General features: G+C 60.7%; 21 protein-coding genes. 9 read left to right on the top strand and 12 right to left on the bottom strand.

Features of this window, described 5'->3' with window-relative positions; genetic code table 11:
• Nucleotides 1-35: 35 nt before the first annotated feature.
• On the top strand, nt 36-449 hold the full coding sequence (locus K3756_RS01810) for a GNAT family N-acetyltransferase (RefSeq protein ID WP_259990323.1): 414 nt from the start codon (nt 36-38) through the stop codon (nt 447-449).
• 61 nt (nt 450-510) lie between these two features.
• On the opposite strand, the gene dapA is transcribed toward K3756_RS01810, so the two are convergent.
• A complete protein-coding gene (gene dapA / locus K3756_RS01805; protein WP_259990321.1) occupies nt 511-1,386 on the bottom strand; it encodes a 4-hydroxy-tetrahydrodipicolinate synthase in 876 nt (291 codons plus the stop codon).
• Nucleotides 1,387-1,548: 162 nt separating this feature from the next.
• On the opposite strand from dapA, the gene K3756_RS01800 reads away from it, so the two are divergent.
• Nucleotides 1,549-3,522: a lytic transglycosylase domain-containing protein gene (locus tag K3756_RS01800; protein WP_259990319.1), complete on the top strand. Its 1,974-nt coding sequence runs from the start codon at nt 1,549-1,551 to the stop codon at nt 3,520-3,522.
• Here the strand turns inward: K3756_RS01800 and K3756_RS01795 are convergent.
• Together K3756_RS01795 and mnmD are read right to left on the bottom strand one after the other, a co-directional pair.
• Nucleotides 3,487-4,356, bottom strand: a complete 870-nt coding sequence (locus K3756_RS01795; RefSeq protein WP_259990317.1) for a DMT family transporter — start codon at nt 4,354-4,356, stop codon at nt 3,487-3,489. The two genes, K3756_RS01800 and K3756_RS01795, sit on opposite strands and share 36 nt — an antisense overlap.
• The gene (gene mnmD, locus K3756_RS01790) at nt 4,353-5,015 is read right to left on the bottom strand and encodes a tRNA (5-methylaminomethyl-2-thiouridine)(34)-methyltransferase MnmD (RefSeq protein WP_259990315.1); all 663 of its coding nucleotides are present in this window, start codon (nt 5,013-5,015) and stop codon (nt 4,353-4,355) included. Before mnmD ends, K3756_RS01795 begins: the two co-directional genes overlap by 4 nt.
• Nucleotides 5,016-5,073: 58 nt before the next feature.
• On the opposite strand from mnmD, the gene K3756_RS01785 reads away from it, so the two are divergent.
• Entirely contained in the window at nt 5,074-6,105 is a 1,032-nt protein-coding gene (locus tag K3756_RS01785) for an FAD-binding oxidoreductase (RefSeq protein ID WP_259990313.1), read from the top strand.
• On the opposite strand, the gene K3756_RS01780 is transcribed toward K3756_RS01785, so the two are convergent.
• Nucleotides 6,102-6,905: an acyl dehydratase gene (locus K3756_RS01780; RefSeq protein WP_259990311.1), complete on the bottom strand. Its 804-nt coding sequence runs from the start codon at nt 6,903-6,905 to the stop codon at nt 6,102-6,104. The two genes, K3756_RS01785 and K3756_RS01780, sit on opposite strands and share 4 nt — an antisense overlap.
• Nucleotides 6,906-6,931: 26 nt before the next feature.
• Between K3756_RS01780 and K3756_RS01775 the strand changes: the two genes are divergently transcribed.
• Nucleotides 6,932-7,345 (top strand): VOC family protein, encoded by a 414-nt coding sequence (locus K3756_RS01775; protein WP_259990310.1) that lies wholly within the window; start codon nt 6,932-6,934, stop codon nt 7,343-7,345.
• On the opposite strand, the gene K3756_RS01770 is transcribed toward K3756_RS01775, so the two are convergent.
• From K3756_RS01770 to K3756_RS01760, 3 genes are all read right to left on the bottom strand, one after another.
• Nucleotides 7,342-7,887 (bottom strand): NADPH-dependent FMN reductase, encoded by a 546-nt coding sequence (locus tag K3756_RS01770; protein ID WP_259990308.1) that lies wholly within the window; start codon nt 7,885-7,887, stop codon nt 7,342-7,344. The genes K3756_RS01775 and K3756_RS01770 overlap by 4 nt on opposite strands.
• Before the next feature lie 139 nt (nt 7,888-8,026).
• Nucleotides 8,027-8,698, bottom strand: a complete 672-nt coding sequence (locus tag K3756_RS01765; protein ID WP_259990306.1) for an OmpA family protein — start codon at nt 8,696-8,698, stop codon at nt 8,027-8,029.
• 124 nt (nt 8,699-8,822) lie between these two features.
• On the bottom strand, nt 8,823-9,677 hold the full coding sequence (locus tag K3756_RS01760) for a methylated-DNA--[protein]-cysteine S-methyltransferase (protein WP_259990304.1): 855 nt from the start codon (nt 9,675-9,677) through the stop codon (nt 8,823-8,825).
• Nucleotides 9,678-9,767: 90 nt separating this feature from the next.
• Here K3756_RS01760 and nth point away from each other — a divergent pair, with 90 nt between their 5' ends.
• From nth to K3756_RS01745, 3 genes are read left to right on the top strand one after another with little or no spacing between them, the layout of a single operon-like run.
• Nucleotides 9,768-10,421 carry an endonuclease III gene (gene nth / locus K3756_RS01755; RefSeq protein WP_259990302.1) on the top strand — a complete coding sequence of 218 codons (654 nt, stop codon included), beginning with the start codon at nt 9,768-9,770 and terminating at the stop codon, nt 10,419-10,421.
• Nucleotides 10,418-11,410, top strand: coding sequence for an adenosine kinase (locus tag K3756_RS01750; RefSeq protein ID WP_259990299.1), 993 nt, complete (start codon nt 10,418-10,420; stop codon nt 11,408-11,410). The genes nth and K3756_RS01750 overlap by 4 nt, the downstream gene beginning before the upstream one ends.
• Entirely contained in the window at nt 11,410-12,000 is a 591-nt protein-coding gene (locus K3756_RS01745) for an N-acetyltransferase (RefSeq protein ID WP_259990298.1), read from the top strand. The genes K3756_RS01750 and K3756_RS01745 overlap by 1 nt, the downstream gene beginning before the upstream one ends.
• Here K3756_RS01745 and K3756_RS01740 read toward each other — a convergent pair.
• Genes K3756_RS01740 through K3756_RS01730 form a run of 3 tightly spaced genes read right to left on the bottom strand, consistent with a single transcriptional unit; the run spans nt 11,993 to nt 13,391 of the window.
• The gene (locus K3756_RS01740) at nt 11,993-12,484 is read right to left on the bottom strand and encodes a hypothetical protein (RefSeq protein WP_259990297.1); all 492 of its coding nucleotides are present in this window, start codon (nt 12,482-12,484) and stop codon (nt 11,993-11,995) included. The genes K3756_RS01745 and K3756_RS01740 overlap by 8 nt on opposite strands.
• Entirely contained in the window at nt 12,484-12,966 is a 483-nt protein-coding gene (locus tag K3756_RS01735; RefSeq protein WP_259990296.1) for an RNA pyrophosphohydrolase, read from the bottom strand. The genes K3756_RS01740 and K3756_RS01735 overlap by 1 nt, the downstream gene beginning before the upstream one ends.
• Nucleotides 12,963-13,391: a GNAT family N-acetyltransferase gene (locus K3756_RS01730; protein WP_259990295.1), complete on the bottom strand. Its 429-nt coding sequence runs from the start codon at nt 13,389-13,391 to the stop codon at nt 12,963-12,965. The genes K3756_RS01735 and K3756_RS01730 overlap by 4 nt, the downstream gene beginning before the upstream one ends.
• 127 nt (nt 13,392-13,518) lie before the next feature.
• Between K3756_RS01730 and K3756_RS01725 the strand changes: the two genes are divergently transcribed.
• Nucleotides 13,519-15,546, top strand: a complete 2,028-nt coding sequence (locus tag K3756_RS01725) for an NADPH-dependent 2,4-dienoyl-CoA reductase (protein WP_259990294.1) — start codon at nt 13,519-13,521, stop codon at nt 15,544-15,546.
• 44 nt (nt 15,547-15,590) lie between these two features.
• Here the strand turns inward: K3756_RS01725 and K3756_RS01720 are convergent, their stop codons facing one another.
• Nucleotides 15,591-15,830: a YdcH family protein gene (locus K3756_RS01720; protein ID WP_259990293.1), complete on the bottom strand. Its 240-nt coding sequence runs from the start codon at nt 15,828-15,830 to the stop codon at nt 15,591-15,593.
• Between the two features lie 17 nt (nt 15,831-15,847).
• On the bottom strand, nt 15,848-16,738 hold the full coding sequence (gene ppk2, locus K3756_RS01715; RefSeq protein ID WP_259990292.1) for a polyphosphate kinase 2: 891 nt from the start codon (nt 16,736-16,738) through the stop codon (nt 15,848-15,850).
• 214 nt (nt 16,739-16,952) lie between these two features.
• Between ppk2 and K3756_RS01710 the strand changes: the two genes are divergently transcribed.
• Nucleotides 16,953-17,858 carry a LysR family transcriptional regulator gene (locus tag K3756_RS01710; protein WP_259990291.1) on the top strand — a complete coding sequence of 302 codons (906 nt, stop codon included), beginning with the start codon at nt 16,953-16,955 and terminating at the stop codon, nt 17,856-17,858.
• Nucleotides 17,859-17,950: the final 92 nt, after the last annotated feature.

The raw sequence follows: 17,950 nt of genomic DNA, 5'->3' as shown, positions 1-17,950 counted from the left end.
CAATTACGCGCGCCGCTGCGCAGGATGCGGTGGCGTTGACCGCACTTATCATGCGGTCCAAACAGTCCAACGGATATGACGCGGCTTTCATGGCCATGTGCGCGGAGGAATTGCGCGTCACGCCGGACAGGATCAGCGCGACACCCTACTGGGTCGCGAAACGCGGCGCGCAGATACTCGGCTGTGCCGCTCTGACCTCCCTTTCGCCAGACTGTGGCGAAGTGCACGCCTTCTTCATCGACCCTGCGCACCAGCGCCAAGGCATCGGACGAGCGCTATGGGGCCATCTGCTGTTGCAAGCGCGGGCCAGAGGTTTTCGCGAGCTGAGGCTGGATGCCGATCCTGCGGCGGTCGCGTTCTACCAGACCCTTGGATTCCACCTCGAGGGCACATCGCCTTCAGGGTCTATCCCCGATCGCACCATTCCGCATATGGCGCGAAAAATCTAGCCACGCAGGAAAACGGGCGCCCTTTCGGACGCCCGTTGAAGTCAAAGCCTTTTGAATGCAATCAGCCGATCAGCCCGGCGTGGCGCATCCCGGCGTCGATCAGTGCTTTGGTACTGTCGCTCAATCCAGTGAGCGGCAGACGGACCTCGTCCGAGCAAAGATCCAGTCGGGACATGGCGTATTTCGCGCCGACCAAACCGGGCTCGGTGAAGATCGCCTTGTGCAGCGGCATCAGCAAATCCTGAATATTCAAGGCAGTCGCATAATCGCCCGAGGCGCAAGCGGCTTGCATCTCGGCGAGCAACTTTGGCGCGACATTCGCCGTCACGGAGATACAGCCGGTGCCGCCCTGAGCGTTAAAGCCGTGTGCCGTCGCATCCTCGCCCGAAAGCTGGATGAAATCACGGCCACAATGCAGGCGCTGGTCGCAGACCCGGGCCAGATCGCCGGTCGCGTCCTTGACGCCGACGATCCGGTCAAGCTTGGCCAATTCGGCCATTGTTTCGGGTGTCATATCGACGACAGAACGACCGGGGATGTTGTAAATGATGATCGGCAACGCGCAGCAGTCGTGGATCGCGGTGAAATGCGCGATGAGGCCGCGTTGCGTCGGCTTGTTGTAATAGGGCGTCACGACCAAAATACCGTCGGCACCGACCTTTTCCGCGTGTTGGGCAAAGCGGATGCTTTCGACGGTGTTGTTGCTGCCCGCGCCCGCGATGACCGGCACGCGCCCGGCGGTTGCCTTCACAACCTCCTCGACGACGGTTTCATGCTCGGCGTGGGTCAGGGTCGGCGATTCGCCGGTCGTGCCTACAGGTACAAACCCGTTGGTGCCTTCCCCGATATGCCACTCCACCAGCTTCTTGAGTGTCTCAATATCCAGCTCGCCGTTCCTGAACGGCGTGACGAGGGCAGGCATAGAACCTTTAAACATGTGCACGCTCCTTTTTCGGTGCTGGAGGCCAAGACGCCCCGCGATGAAGAAAACCGCCACCCTGTCGATCAAGGTGTGGTGAGAAGTGGCCCGCAGCGACCGCCCTTCATTGAAAGACATCCGGTGCTGGCTATGTTGCACTTACGGTGAGCAGGATAGGAAATGCAAGTGATGACACGTCTCATGACCGCGCTGGTATTGGCGATTGCGCTTGGCGTTCCTGCTGCTGCCGAGCGTCCAAGACCGCTGGGGTGGGCTATCGACGCAATGCGCGGTGGCGATTTCGGTGCAGCACTGAAGATCGCAGAACGTGATGGCGCCGTCGCCCGCGATGTCATTTTGTGGCATAAATTGCGCGCAGCCCAAGGCAGCGCCGCCGAAATAAAGGATTTCCTGCAACGTCGCGCAGACTGGCCCGGTGAGGATTATCTGCGCCGCCGTTCCGAACCGGTGATCGTCGCACAGAGTGACGAGGAAATCCTCGCGTTTTTCGCCACGACCGGCCCCCAAACACCCAAAGGCGTGCTTGCACATTCGGCAGCTTTGGCGCGTGCAGGCGAAACCGGTGAGGCCGATATCAACATTGTTGAGGCGTGGCGCACGATGCCCATGAACACAAACAGCCAATCGCTGTTTCTGAAGGATCACGCCGATCTTTTGAAAACGCATCACACCGCCCGGCTGGACGCGATGATCTTTGCCCGTGAGTATGACGAGGCGCGCCAGATGTACCCGCTTGTCGATGCGGACGCGCGGCAGCTGGCAGAAGCCCGCATCGCGCTTTACCGGCAGACCGGCAATGCCGACACGCTGGTCTCGGATATGCCCGAAAAATTGCTCGGCAATGGCGGACTTTCCCATGCACGGTTCGAGTGGCGCATCCGCAAGGGTTTGACCGACAGCGCAAAGGACCTGTTGGTGTCGGCATCGACCTCTGCCGAGGCGTTGGGTGATCCGGCCGCGTGGGGCAACCGCCGTCGCGCGCTCGCCCGCGGTGAAATGCGCTCGGGCGACCCTGAACGCGCCTACAAGATGGCGTCGCAGCACTTTATTGCACCCGGGTCGGATTACGCGGATCTGGAATGGCTGTCGGGCTACATCGCCTTGCGGTTTCTGAAGGATCCTGCGCGGGCACTCACACATTTCGAAAACCACGACAGCGCTGTCCAAAGCCCAATCAGTCAGGGCCGTGCAGGATACTGGCAAGGCCGCGCGCTAGAGGCCCTGGGCGATCCCGAGGGTGCTGCGGTAGCATATGGTGAAGGCGCGAAGTTCCAGACCTCATTCTATGGTCTGCTGGCCGCGGAGAAAGCAAACCTGCCATTCGATACCGCGCTTGCGGGCCGGACACCGCCGCAGGATTGGCGCACCAGCCCCCTGGCCGACGATCCGCTTTTCGAAGCGGGGCTTTTGTTGCAGGCCTCGGGTGAGATGAACCTAGCAGAACGGTTCTGGACGCACCTCGCCGACCAACTGCTGGCCGACGATCTTGAACTGCTCGGACAGGCCGCGATCGATGTTCAACAACCCCATATCGCGGTAATGATCGGAAAACGCGCCGCACGGCGGGGTCTGCAGATACCGGCCCCCTATTACGCCCTGCACCCTGTCGCCGAGGCCGATCTTCCGATGGCTCCGGAAATGACCCTGTCGATTGCGCGGCGCGAAAGCGAATTCGATCCTGTGGTCCAGTCCAGCGCCGGCGCGCGCGGATTGATGCAGCTGATGCCCGCGACGGCGCGCGACGTGGCAAGCGATCTGGGCGTCCGCCCGCAGCACACGACCGATAGACTGACAGCGGACCCGGAGTACAACGCGCGTCTGGGAGCGACCTATCTGAGCCAGATGGCAGGTCGGTTCGGCGGGAATGTGGTTATGGTCTCTGCGGCCTACAACGCCGGACCGGCACGCCCGCCGCGGTGGATGTCCGCATACGGCGATCCGCGCAAAGGTGACATCGACATCGTGGACTGGATCGAAATGGTTCCGTTTCGCGAGACGCAGAATTATATCATGCGCGTCACCGAAAGCCTGCCCGTCTACCGTGCACGATTGGGCAAGGAGGCTTTGCCGATCCCTTTCAGCGACGAATTGGTAGGCTCAACTCTGCTGCCGTTCGCGCCAGAACGTAAATAGGCCAGCGGCCACGATTATGGCCGCCCCTATTGCCACATTCGCACGGATGCTTTCGCCAAAGACGCTCAGACCGATTGCAGCGGCAAAAACCAGCTGGAAATATGCGAAAGGTTGAACCGCGCTTGCTTCGGCCACCTCGTAACAGCGGATCAGCAGCCAGTGGCCGCTGACCCCTGTCAGGCACAGCGCCCCCATCCAGACCCAATCGGAGCGCGTCATCGGTTCCCAGAACCAGACACCCGCAACTGTCATCGCGACACACCCCACGACGCCCGTCCAGAAAAAGCTGGTGGCAGTGCTGTCGCGCCGCCCTGCATAGCGTGTCAACAGGCCATAGACCGCAAACATCGCGGCCGCCAACAATGGGATAAGGGCCCGCAGATCGAAAACAGCGGCACCCGGTTGCAGGATTATCAGCACCCCGACAAAACCGACACCGATGGCCAGCCAGCGCCGCCATCCCACCCGCTCACCCAGAACAGGCCCTGACAGCGCCGCGACGAGGAGAGGGTAGCAGGTGAAGACAGCGTGGCTCTCGACCAGTCCGAGAATGGTAAAGGCGGCCACCATGACGCAAATCTCGGTCGACAGCAAAAGACCGCGCAGTATCTGGATCCCCGGCTGATCCGTGCGGGCCGCAGCGCGGATCCCCCCCGCTCGACGCCGTGCGATCGCGATGACAAATGCCGCAAAAAACCAGTAGCGGATCATCACGATCATCAGCACGTTGTATTCACCCGCGAGATGGCGCGACAAACCGTCCTGAACCGCGAACACAAGCGTTGTCAGCACCATCAGGCCAATACCCAAAGGAATATTGTTGGATTGGCTCATCCTTTGATCGCGCGTGTCATGTGACGCTTGCGCCCGAAACCTGCGGTACGGGTTACATCAAAACCCGCGTCCTGCAATCCGCGCCGCACGAAACCTGCCGCGGTATAAGTCGCCGCAGTGCCCCCCTGCGCGGTGTGTCGGCCTATTTCGCCCATCAGCGCCGCTGACCACATTTCGGGGTTTTTCGCAGGGGAAAACCCATCGAGAAACCACGCATCGCATGTGCCCGTCCATGCGGGGAGCGTTTCACGCGCATCCCCGAGGATGACCGTCAGGTCAAAATCTTCTCCCTGCAATCTGGTGGGGAAGGCGTCCAAAGAGGCCATTGTTTCGATCGGCAATCCCTCGAAGGCCCCCAAGGCGGCCCGCAGATCGGGCATTGCCATCGGAAACGCCTCGAAAGAGGTGAACCGCAACGTGCCGGCGCAACCCGCGTCCCGCCATGCCTGCAAACAGACAAGGAAATTCAGACCGGTGCCGAACCCGAGCTCTCCCACATGAAACCCGTCCGAAAAGCGGTCGGGCAAGCCATTGCCGTCCAGAAAGACATGCCGCGTCTCGGCCGCGCCGTTGTCGAGACTGAAATAAGGGTCGTCGAATTGCGTTGACACGGGGATACCGCCGTCACGCCATTCGATCTTTGCTGTGGGGTTTGTCACCGGGCCGACCTATATGCTTGGACCAAGCGGACTGTGTCGCATTGCGAAGGGGCTGACAATGACCGATCTGACCATTCGGGGCGCCGGAATTTTTGGCCTGTCCATCGCCTGGGCATGCGTGCAACGCGGCGCGCGTGTGCGGCTTGTCGATCCCAACGGGCTTGGGGCGGGCAGTTCGGGCGGTATCGTCGGCGCACTGGCGCCGCATGTACCGGAGAACTGGAACCCCAAAAAGGCGTTTCAGCTCGACAGTCTGTTGATGGCAGAAAACTTCTGGCGAGACGTCGAAGAGATCAGTGGCCGAAAGGCAGGATACGCCCGCACGGGCCGATTCCAGCCAATTGCAGATGAACATGCGCTGCGCCTCGCGCAGGGCCGGATGGAAGGGGCCGCGGCGTTATGGGGCGATCACGCGCGTTGGCAGATCGTGAACGGATCAACGCACGATTGGATGCCGGACAGCCCCACGGGGCAGTTGATCCACGATACCCTGAGTGCCCATTTGCATCCCCGACAAGCCTGCGCCGCCCTTGCGGGCGCACTGGAGAAAAAGGGCGTGACGTTGGAAACCGATGCACCCGAGCACGGACCGCAGCTTTGGGCCACCGGTGTCGCGGGTTTACTCGAATTGAGCGAAACCCACACCCGAAGCATGGGGGCCGGGGTAAAGGGGCAGGCCGCGCTGCTGGCTCACGATGCACGCGGACGTCCACAGATTTTTGCGCAGGGTGTGCATATCATTCCCCATCTGGATGGAACCGTGGCGATCGGTTCTACCTCGGAGCGGCTGTACGATGATCCAGCCCAAACCGACGCGGCCCTTGACGATGTTATCGCGACCGCGCGCGCGGCCGTGCCTGCGCTGGCCGATGCGCCGGTCATTCTGCGTTGGGCCGGTGTGCGACCACGATCAAGGTCGCGGGCGCCGATGTTGGGCCATTGGCCCGACCGGCCCGATCACTACATCGCGAATGGCGGGTTCAAGATCGGCTTTGGCATGGCACCGAAAGTCGCAAGCGTGATGGCGGATCTGATCCTCGAGGGCAAAGACACCATTCCGGAAGGCTTCCGGGTGACCGACAACCTCTAATCGCCGAGTTGAGCTGTCATGCACAGACGCCCGTCGGGTCCGCGTACCCACAGGCGCGGTCCGTCGCGGCATAGTGTGGCGCTTTCAAAATCCATAAGCGGTGCCGTGGCGCGGAAGCGGAAGCTGTCGACCGAACCATCGGTTTCATGGGCCCACAAAAGCAGTAGCTGCGCCAGTAAAGGACCGTGAACCACCAAACCGGCATAGCCTTCCACAGATTTGGCGTAAGCTCGGTCGTAGTGGATGCGGTGGCCATTGAAGGTCAGGGCGGAGTAGCGAAAGAGCTGTGTGGCATCGAACGTGGCGACACGCGTATCTTGCGCGGCGTCATCTGACCGCGGCGGCACCGGCGCCTGCGCCTCGGGGCCAGGGTCCTGCCGATAAACCAGATCCTGCCACTCACGCAGAACGGTTTGACCTGCTTGCCGGATTTCGTGGCGCAAAGTCACAAAGGCCAACGGGCCGGTACGACCGCGTTTTGTCACGGCGCTTTCACACACGCTGTGCCGTTCTGCCACGATCCCGGCCCGCAAAGGCGCGTCAAAGAGCAAGCGTCCGCCTGCCCACATGCGGCGCGGCAGACCCGTGTCGGGGATCAGCCCACCTACCCGCGGGTGGCCATCACGGCCAAGCTGCGCGGGAGGCTGCGCATCCCAGAAATAGATGTTGTGCACGAAGGGAGGCAGCGGATCGCCCTCCCGGAACGTCGCGGACAAACCCAGAGTGGCCATGAGTGCGTCGGCGCGGGCCGGGTCGATCAGGTCGCGTTGACGGACGGGCGTGGTCGTATCATGCTGCATGGACCGAATTTGGGAGAATTACCGCCGTGCCGCAATCCTCTTTCGCTGGAACCCTGAAACAGCTCGATCATCTGGTTTTGACGGTGGCGGATATTGAAACGACGGTCGCCTTTTATCGCGACGTTCTGCGGATGGAGCCGATGCAGTTTCAGGTGGCGGACGGATCGCAGCGGTGGGCGCTGCGCTTCGGCGACATGAAAATCAACCTGCACAAGGCGGGGCGGGAATTTGACCCAAAGGCGAAACGCCCCCTGCCCGGCTCGGCCGATCTATGCTTTCTCACACAGGCCACGCTCGAGGCCTGGCTGGCACATCTGGATATGTGCGATGTCGCTGTCGAGGAAGGGCCCGTTCCCCGCTCGGGGGCAACCGGCCCGATCACGTCGATCTATCTGCGCGATCCCAATGGCAACCTTATCGAAATCGCGGTGTCGCGCTAGAAACCGGCTTCGGCCCGCAGATGGGTCATTAATTCGCCAAGTTCCTTGATATACGTCTCGCCCTTTAGGCGGTCATTGTCGTCAAAGGCGTCGGAGGATCCCGCCAGATGGATTTCGGGGCCCTGCAGAATGCGCGGCCGGAAAGGCACCATGAAGGCACGCAGCACCATTTGTGCGCGTTCTCCCCCGGCCCGTCCGGACGCGGCGGACATAACGGCGACGGGTTTGTCGGCCCACGGCTTTTCGCCGGTTCGGCTGATCCAATCGAGCGCGTTCTTGAGCACGCCCGACGGGCCCTTGTTATATTCGGGTGTCGAGATGATGACGGCGTCCGCCCCGGCGATGCGCTGCGCGGCTTGTGTCACCTTGGCCGGCACACCGTTGGCCGCTTCGTCATCGCCATCATAAAGTGGAAACTCCAGATCGAGCAGTGTGTAATCGGCATCTTCACCGAACAGGCGTGCCGCCTCTGCCAATAGCTTGGTGTTGGTCGACGCCGCGCGCAGGGAGCCGGACAAACCGACAAGTTTCGGAGCTGCCATGATGAAATCCTCGTTTCTACAAATCAGGTCTTTTACCTGATGCAAAAACGGCCGACCTCAAGGGGGCAGCGCCTCCGTCTTACGAAAAACCCCGCGCCATTGCGGGCGCGGGGCATCGAATTGCAGCTTGGTGTCGGGATCAGGCCGCGTTTGGCAGGATCACGATCTCTACACGGCGGTTTTGCTGCTTGCCCTCGGGCGTCAGGTTGGACGCGATCGGCTGGCTTTCGCCACGGCCAAAGGTGCGGATACGTCCGCCCGGCACGCCGTTGTTCAGCAGCACGTTCGCAACAGATGCCGCGCGGCCTTCGGACAGTTGCTGGTTATAGGCCGCGTCGCCGTCGCTGTCGGTGTGGCCTATAATCTGCAGGGTAGAATTTTCATAGACCTGCACGTTTTGCGCCAGTGCCTGCAGGTCGCCCTGAATGCCCGCCCGAACGTCGGTGCTGTCGGTGTCGAACGTGATGTCCTGTGGCAGGGTCACGATCAGCCGGTCGCCCGTGTTGGTGATCACCACACGGCTATCGAGTTGGCGGCGCAGGTCCGCTTCTTGCTTGTCGAGGAGGAGGCCCGCGCCCCCACCGATGGCGGCACCGACCAGAGCGCCCTTGAGCGCACCGTTGTCGCGGTTGCCGTCACCTTTCGACAACGCACCGATTACCGCGCCGGATGCCGCACCGATCAGCGCGCCATTCTTGGCCTTCTGGTTTGGATCGTCCGGCTGCGCGAGAATCGAACCTGTATCAGTGCACGCGCCCAGAACGACAACGCCCGCCAGAGCGGCGGCGAGGGGAAATTTCGTAAATGTCATAGCTTTACTGCCTTGCTGTTGTTGCGCCCCGTTCGGGCAGGGCATCTTCGTGTGCGTACAATATAGGCGATATTGATCGACTTCAAAACGCTTCTTTACGGGGAATCGGCGTCTTCCCGCGCACCTATTGCGATACGCGGTTGTCCGCCAGCGCGCTTTCATAGGCAAGGATCGCGCGCTTGACCGGCAGCCCCCAGTGGTAGCCACCCAAACCGCCCGATTTGCGCAACGCCCTGTGGCACGGGATCAGATACCCGACCGGATTGCGCCCAACGGCTGTTCCGACGGCACGTACCGCGCGCGGTGATCCGATGGCCTGTGCGATCTCGGAATATGTGGTGACCTGTCCCGAGGGGACACGCAAAAGCGCCTCCCACACCTTGATCTGGAAAGGCGCGCCAATCAGCTGGACTGTAGCTTCGCCCTGACCGGAGAAGACGGCATCGGCCCATTGATGCAGGTCGTCACCCCCTTCACCGAAGGTTGCAGCCGGCCAACGCGATGTCACATCGGCAAAGGCTGCATCGCGTCCCATTTCCGCGGCAAAGGCCAGCCCGCAGATGCCGCGATCCGTACCGGCAACCAGTGCCTCGCCAAAGGGTGTGTCGCGCCAGACATAGCGAATGTGCAGCCCCTCACCGCCCTTCGCAAAATCCCCCGGACTCATCGCTTCCCATCTCACGAACAGATCGTGCAAACGCCCGCTGCCCGACAGGCCCAGCGCGTGCGATGCCTCCAGCGTCGTGAAACGGTCACGCAACAATGCCTTGGCGTGGCCCAACGTCAGATATTGCTGGAATCGCTTGGGCGACACGCCAACCCAAGCAGAAAACTGGCGCTGGAAATGCGCGGGGCTCATCCCCATCCGGGCGGCCAGATCATCGAGTGAAAGAGGCTCATCCGCCGCGTCGATCATTTCGATTGCGCGGCGCATGACACCGTAGTGATAGCTGTTTTCCCGGGGGCGTTCGTGTTTCATGCATCCAGATTACGCACGCAAGCCCCGCCGCGCGACCCGAAAGCTGCGCAATGCTTGCCCCTTCTTGCATTTCCGCGCATACCGACCGCCATGACAAAGCCCGCGAAACAGCTCGACTATCACACCATCCGCGCCATGATGCAGCGGTTCCACGCAGCCGAACCCGAGCCGAAGGGCGAGTTGGAGCACGTGAACGTCTACACTCTGGTTGTCGCTGTGGCTTTGTCGGCACAAGCGACCGATGCAGGGGTGAACAAGGCGACGCGCGCGCTGTTCCAGATCGCGGACACCCCCCAAAAGATGCTTGATCTGGGTCTCGATGGGCTCACCGAGCACATCAAGACGATCGGGCTTTTTCGTCAGAAGGCGAAGAACGTCATGAAGCTGAGCCAGATCCTCGTGGACGACTACGCAGGCGAAGTACCCAATTCGCGCGCCGCGCTCCAGTCACTGCCGGGTGTGGGCCGCAAGACGGCCAATGTGGTGCTGAACATGTGGTGGCAACAACCCGCACAGGCGGTCGACACCCACATCTTTCGGGTTGGCAACCGTACCGGTATCGCACCGGGCAAGACCGTCGAGGCGGTGGAACGCGCCATCGAAGATCATATCCCCGCGGATTATCAGCTTCATGCCCACCATTGGCTGATCCTGCACGGGCGCTATCACTGCAAGGCACGCAAGCCGCAATGCAGGACCTGCATCATCCGCGATCTATGCGAATACAAGGACAAGACAGAATGAAAACCTACGATCTGGTTGGCATCGGTAACGCCGTTGTCGATGTCATTACCCACGCCGACGACAGCTTTCTCGGGCATATGGGTATCGAAAAAGGCATTATGCAGCTGATCGAGCAGGATCGCGCCGAAGTGCTGTACGGCTCGATGAAAGACCGGTTGCAGACGCCCGGCGGCGCTGTGGCGAACACGATTGCCGGTGTGGGTGCGCTGGGCCTGCAAACCGCGTTCATCGGGCGGGTGCGGGATGATACGCTAGGCAACTTCTACGCCGATGCGATGATCGACAACGGCATCGATTTCGTAAACGCACCTGTGCCGGACGGGGAGCTGCCAACCTCGCGTTGCATGATTTTCGTGACACCCGACGGGGAACGCTCGCTGAACACGTATCTCGGCATCTCGACCGGCCTGAGTTCGCGGGACGTGCCGCAGGAGGTCACCGGCAACGCGAAGATCATGCTGCTCGAAGGGTATCTGTTCGACCGTGACGAAGGAAAAACCGCATTCCGCGAGGCCGCACGATCCGCCAAAGCGGGGGGTGGCAAGGCGGGTATTGCCATTTCCGATCCGTTTTGCGTGGAGCGTCACCGCGCCGATTTCCTGCAAATGATCGAGCATGAACTCGACTTCGTCATCGGCAATGAACTCGAGATCAAATCGCTGTTTGAGACTGAAGATCTGGAAACCGCGATGGCGAAAACCGCCGCGATGTGTCCCACGATGGTCTGTACCCGTGGCGGCGACGGCGTGACAGTCATTCAGGGTGCGGAGCGCGTTGATGTGCCGGCCCCCGAACGGGTTGTTCCTGTCGATGCGACCGGCGCGGGTGACCAGTTTGCGGCCGGCTTCCTCTATGGTCTGGCAACGGGCCAGAGCCTCGAGACATGCGCGCGCATGGGCAACCTGTGTGCCACCGAAGTCATCAGCCACGTCGGCCCGCGCCCGCAAAAGGACATGATGGCGGAATTCAAAACGCTGGGGCTGCTGTGATGTTGGCGGATGGGTTTCACGACGTCGCCGAGGGCAAGCTTGCGATGGTGGTGACCCATCTGGAAATGCACGCGAAGCCCGACGTGACGCCGATGTCGTTGCCGCAGGGTGTAGCGTTTCGCAAAGTGTCCCCCACGCTCGAATGGTACCGCGACGTGTTCATGCGGGTGGGGTCGCTGGAATGGCTGTGGTTCGGGCGCATGGTCCTCGACGACGCGGCACTGACCGAGATACTGAATGATCCCAAGGTCGCATTCTACACACTGTCGCGCGACGGTCAGGACGAGGCACTGCTCGAGCTGGACTTTCGTCAGGACGCAGAGTGCGAACTGGCGTACTTCGGTCTGACGCCCAAGCTGATCGGATCGGGCTCAGGCCGTTTTTTGATGAACCAGGCAATTGATCTGGCGTGGAGCAACGACATTGAGCGTTTCCACGTCCATACCTGCACCATCGACAGCCCGCAGGCGGTGAACTTCTACATCCGGTCGGGGTTCACCCCGTATCGGCGGCAGGTCGAAGTTGCCGACGATCCGCGTGTCACTGGCGTTCTTCCGCGCGAAGCGGCTGCGTGGATCCCGATTATTTGAGAGCCATCGGGCTGCATTCGCCGCCACTCATGCATCTCTCTACCGTTTTGAACATCGCGTCGGTTGCGCGACCGAAAAGATACCCGCCACACGGGTTGGTCGCCACGACTGGTCCATCGGCGCCGAGCTCTACGAACGCGAGCATTTCCGTTCCTTTTTCGGCGCTCGCACACCATGGACCGAAACACGCAATTTCGAGCGTGACCCGCCGGTCGAACGGCAGCGAGAACCCCGCATTTGTCAGCGATGTGCCAATCAACTCTGCCTCGAGCGTGGTGAGCGGCGGTGTCGCGCTCTGGTTATCCCAATCGACACGGGGCAGCAGGCTTTCGTCGAAATCCAGCATCCCGCGGACGACAACAAACTGCGCCTTGGATGCCTGCGCATCGAGAAAGGCATTTTCCACCGAGTATGGCATGCATGACAGCGCCAGCGCCGGCAGGGGAAAGCCGGCGACCAGAACCGTCAGAGCAGACCGCCACATCACAATGCGTCCTTGAACGTTTCGACGACACGCACATAGACTTCGCGTTTGAACGGGACGATTCCATCCAGCATTTCTGCCGCGGCCATCCATTTCCATGATGCAAATTCGGGCTCCTGTGTCTGGATGTTCACCTGTGCATCGCTTCCGTGAAAGCGCAGCAGGAACCATTTCTGTTTCTGCCCGCGGTATTTGCCCTTCCACAGCTTCGGGACAAGGTCATGGGGCAGTTCATAGGGCAGCCAATCAGCGCTTTCGGCTTCGATTGTGACCAGGTCACGGGTGATGCCCGTTTCTTCTTCCAACTCGCGCAGCGCGGCGTCGCGCGGGGCCTCTCCCTTGTCTACCCCGCCTTGCGGCATCTGCCAGGCGTCGTAGTCGCGATCAACCCGCTGGCCGACAAACACATGTCCGTCGGCATTGGCGACCATTATCCCGACACAGGGCCGGTAGGGCAGTTTTTCAATCTCTTCGGGGGTCACGGGGCTGGCTCCAGTTTCTTTTCCATTTCGGCACGGCGCAGGAATTGACCCGCGCGTGGCACCGCTTCGTGCCTGAGTACCGCAAAGCCGACGGCGGCAAAAGCGGGCTGTGCCATAAGGCTGGCGTGGGTGCGGATTGCCGGTTGACCGCCGCGCCGGGCGTGGTCTTCTACACAGCGATATAATGCGCGGAACACACCGGTCCCCCGCCCCCGTGCGACAACATATGCAAAATCAAGATAGCTGCCTTCCAGCGTCATAAATCCAGCGGGGCCCTCGGCGTCCGATGCATACCAAACAGATTGTCGTGCCAACCTTGCATGCCATTCGGCAGCCGCTGGCGGTTTGGCAAGCCATGCCCGCCGCTCTGCCTCGGTGTAGGGGCTCGGTTCTGCATGTATCGCGTCATACATGACTTGGCCCAATCCAGTATAATCCTTTGCGTTTGCCCGTCTGATCTGCACTGTTCTTCCCTGACGCCGCGTTCTTCGTGACAAGCCACGCTGACGCGGCCATGCTTCACGTCAACAACATTTCTCAAAAGGGTCTCCCATGTCCAGCTATCCGCACCTGCTTGCCCCCCTCGACCTTGGGTTTACGACCCTGAAGAACCGCGTCCTGATGGGGTCGATGCACACCGGGCTGGAGGAAACGAAGGACTGGAACCGGGTCGCCGAGTTTTACGCCGAACGTGCGCGCGGCGGGGTGGGGCTCATGGTAACGGGCGGGATCGGACCCAATCTCGAAGGGTCGGTGCTGCCCGGTGCCGCAATGATGACCAGTGACAAGGATGTCGAAAACCACCGCGTTGTGACGGACCGTGTCCATGACGCCGGCGGCAAAATCGCGATGCAGATCCTACACGCGGGGCGCTATGCCTATGGCCCGAAATGCGTGGCGCCCTCGGCGATCAAATCCCCCATTTCTCCGTTTCCGCCGACCGAGCTTGACGAGGACGGCATCGAGAAGCAGATCAGCGATATCGCCGCATGTGCGGGCCGTGCAAAAGAGGCCGGATACGACGGTGTCGAGGTCATGGGCTCTGAGGGCTACTTTCTGAACCAGTTCCTCGTCACGCATACCAACGAGCGCGAAGACCGCTGGGGCGGATCCTACGAAAACCGGATGCGCCTGCCCATCGAGGTGGTGCGCCGCGTGCGCGAAACGGTGGGCGACGAGTTCATCGTGATCTACCGCCTGTCGATGATCGATCTGGTGCCCAACGGGTCCACCTACGAAGAAGTTGTGCAACTTGCACAAGAAATCGAAAAGGCGGGCGCAACAATCATCAATACCGGCATCGGCTGGCACGAAGCGCGGATTCCGACCATCGCGACCTCTGTACCGCGTGCGGCCTTTGCCTGGGTCACAAAGAAACTGATGGGCAAGGTATCGATCCCGCTGATCACGTCGAACCGGATCAACACGCCCGAAGTGGCCGAAGACGTGCTGGCCACCGGCTGCGCCGATATGGTGTCGATGGCCCGCCCGATGCTGGCGGATGCCGATTTCGTGGCAAAGGCGGCGGCGGGCAAGGGCGAAACCATCGCACCGTGCATCGGTTGCAATCAGGCCTGTCTGGACCACACGTTCTCGGGCAAGATTTCCAGCTGTCTGGTCAACCCGCGCGCCTGTTATGAAACCGAGCTGACGATCGAGCCTGCCGATCAGGCCAAGCGCATCGCCGTGGTCGGCGCTGGCCCTGCCGGTCTGTCCGCCGCCATCACCGCCGCCGATCGCGGCCATTCTGTAACCCTGTTTGACCGCCAGACCGAAATCGGCGGTCAGTTGAACCTCGCCAAGCAGGTCGCGGGCAAGGAAGAATTCTGGGGTCTCGTGGATTGGTACCGCGTCCAGATCGCGCTGAAGGGGGTCGACGTCAAACTCGAAACCGAAGTCACGGCAGCCGATCTAAAGGACTACGACGAGGTAATTATTGCCACTGGCGTCGTGCCGCGCGACCCTGAAATTCCGGGTCAGGACCGGGACGGCGTGGTCAGCTATATCGATGTTCTGAACGGCACCGCCACTCCGGGCAAAACAGTTGCGGTGATCGGGGCTGGCGGCATCGGTTTCGACGTATCTGAGTTTCTGGTTCACGAAGGCGAAAGCCCAACATTGAACCTGCCCGAATGGATGCGTGAATGGGGCGTCGCTGATACGCAGGATCACCGTGCGGGTCTGGCACCCGAGGGCCCCCAACCCGACGCGCCAGCACGGCAGGTCACCATGATGCAGCGTAAAGCCACCAAGCCCGGCAAGGGGCTTGGCAAAACAACAGGCTGGATTCACCGTGCGGCGCTGACGATGAAGGGCGTCGATATGATCGCCGGGGTGAACTACGAAAAAATCGACGACGACGGCGTGCATATTTCCTTCGGTGAGGCGCGCGAAAATCCGACGGTTGTTGCCGCAGACACGGTTGTTCTGTGTGCCGGTCAGCTGTCAGAACGCAGCCTCGCAGACACGCTGGAGGCACAAGGAACTGCCTGCCACGTCATCGGCGGCGCGGATGTCGCGGCAGAGCTTGATGCAAAGCGTGCAATCGATCAGGGCACACGTCTGGCCGCAACGCTCTAACGAATAGCCCTCCCCGAGCACAGCGCGGGAGGGCCACTCGCCTCTCACCCCTTAGTGAGCAATCCGTAAAGCGTATCTTTCAGGGCCATGCGCTGCTTGCGCATTTCATTCATCCGCTCGTCACTGACAGGTACTACATCGGTTTCGGCACGATGCACCTCCCGGTTCAGGGTATGATATTCATCGGCAAGCTTGGCGAAATGCGCATCCGACTGCCGGCGTGCGCTGATGGCCTCTGCATGTTCGGGAAAGTCGGCAGCAAGTTCGTGTGGCGTGTGGCTCATTCAAAATCTCCTAGGGGTCAGCCTTTGCGGCTTTTGGGGTGAAGCGAGGATGCAAGGATGTGGTCCGTGGTTTTCAGAACCGCGTCGGCGTGATGCACGATCAGTGGATCAGGGGCGGTGGCTACTGCGCTGTCCTTGTCGGGGTAATCCAGTTGGGACAAGAAGTGGCGCATGCAATTCAACCGCGCGCGCTTTTTGTCGTTTGAACGGATGACCGTCCAGGGCGCATCGGCTGTATCGGTGTAAAAGAACATCGCCTCTTTCGCTTCGGTGTAGTCATCCCATTTGTCCAACGATGCGCGGTCGATGGGCGACAGTTTCCAGCGCTTCAACGGATCGGTCTCACGTGACTTGAACCGCCGCGCCTGTTCCGCGCGGGTAACCGAAAACCAGTACTTGAACAGCCGCGTGCCACTGCGGGTCAGCATGCGTTCGAACTCGGGCGTTTGGCGCATGAACTCGAGATACTCGGCAGGTTCGCAAAAGCTCATCACCCTTTCCACCCCGGCACGATTGTACCATGACCGGTCGTACAGAACGATCTCCCCCGCCGTTGGAAGATGTTTGATGTAGCGCTGAAAAAACCACTGGCCGCGCTCTTCGTCCGTGGGTTTATTGAGCGCGACAACACGGGCACTGCGCGGGTTCAGGTGTTCGGTGAAACGCTTGATTGTTCCTCCCTTGCCCGCCGCATCGCGCCCCTCAAACAGCATCACAAACCGCTGACCGGTATCCTGCACCCAGTGCTGGACCTTCAACAGCTCGACCTGAAGAGCGGCCTTTTCGGCTTCGTACGCGGAGCGGCCGAGTTTTGTCTTGTAGGGGTACTCGCCCTGTTCAAATCCGATGATCGCAGCGCCGCGTTCAGTGTCGCCCTTTGGTATCTCGGGAATATCTGACGTCTTCATACCCACCTCCTGTCTTTTTCCTGAAGAAACTTGGCGCAAGCCCCGCCCATGCGCTTTGACCCAGATCAACACGGAGCGGGAAACACAGCGTTCAGATGTTTCCGCCTGATCAACGATGCGCACAATTACCTTGCTACTGTCTCACCCGCGCCCCGATCTCGCCTAGATTGGTCCGCATACACAGCCTTCGAAGCATAAACGAAGGGAATGGGACATGGACCGCCTGACAGAAATGGAAGCATTCGCCACTGTGGTGGATCAGGGCGGGTTTACGGACGCCGCGAAAAAGATGGGCATTTCCAAGTCCGCAGTCTCCAAACATGTATCATCGCTGGAGGCGCGATTGGGTGCCCGCCTGCTGAACCGCACGACACGCCGAGTTAGCCCGACAGAAATCGGTCTGGCCTACTATGACCGCGCCCGGCGCGTCCTGAATGACGCTGGCGAAGCGGATGCACTTGTGACGTCGATGCAATCTGCCCCTTCCGGGTTGCTGCGCATTTCGGTCGCCACGGATTTTGGCGTAAACCACCTGTCGCCGGTCTTGTCGGAATTCCTGTCCGACTTCCCGGATATCACGGTGAATATGGTGCTCAACAATCGCTATGTTGAGCTGATCTCCGAAGGGTTCGACATGGCCGTTCGCATCGGAGAGCTTGAAGACAGCACCCTGCGCGCCCGCAAGTTGACAGAAACAACAAAGCGCATGATCGCCTCACCCTCGTATTTCGAGCAGTATGGCCGTCCCGAAAAGATTGACGATCTCAACGATCACAAACTCCTCCACTATTCCAACCAGTCGTCCGGCAACGTCTGGAAGCTGACCGCCCCGTCGGGCGAAAAGCGTCAGGTGCGGACCGCAGGTTGGTTGTCTGTGAACGACGGGCAATCGCTGCTCAATGCCGCGATTTCCGGCCTTGGCATCGCCTACCTGCCCAGCTTTCTTTATGCGGAAGCGATGGAAAAAGGCCTCGTAATGGATGCCATTCCCGAACTCCCACAGGAAACCCAAGGCATCTATGCGGTGTACCCTCCCGGCCGGTTTACCCAGCCCAAGGTCCGCGCATTCATCGATTTTCTGGTCAACGCTTTTGCCGAAAAAGGCCCAAGCGACTGGTAAACCAAACGAAACACCATCTCCCCTCGGTGATACTTGCACCGGCATCATGTTTGATGCCGGTGTTTTTTTGTCCTACGCGTACGATGGTCAGA

The sequence above is a fragment of the Sulfitobacter sp. S190 genome (assembly GCF_025141935.1).
Classification (GTDB): domain Bacteria; phylum Pseudomonadota; class Alphaproteobacteria; order Rhodobacterales; family Rhodobacteraceae; genus Sulfitobacter.
This window is presented reverse-complemented; position numbering and strand designations above follow the sequence as displayed.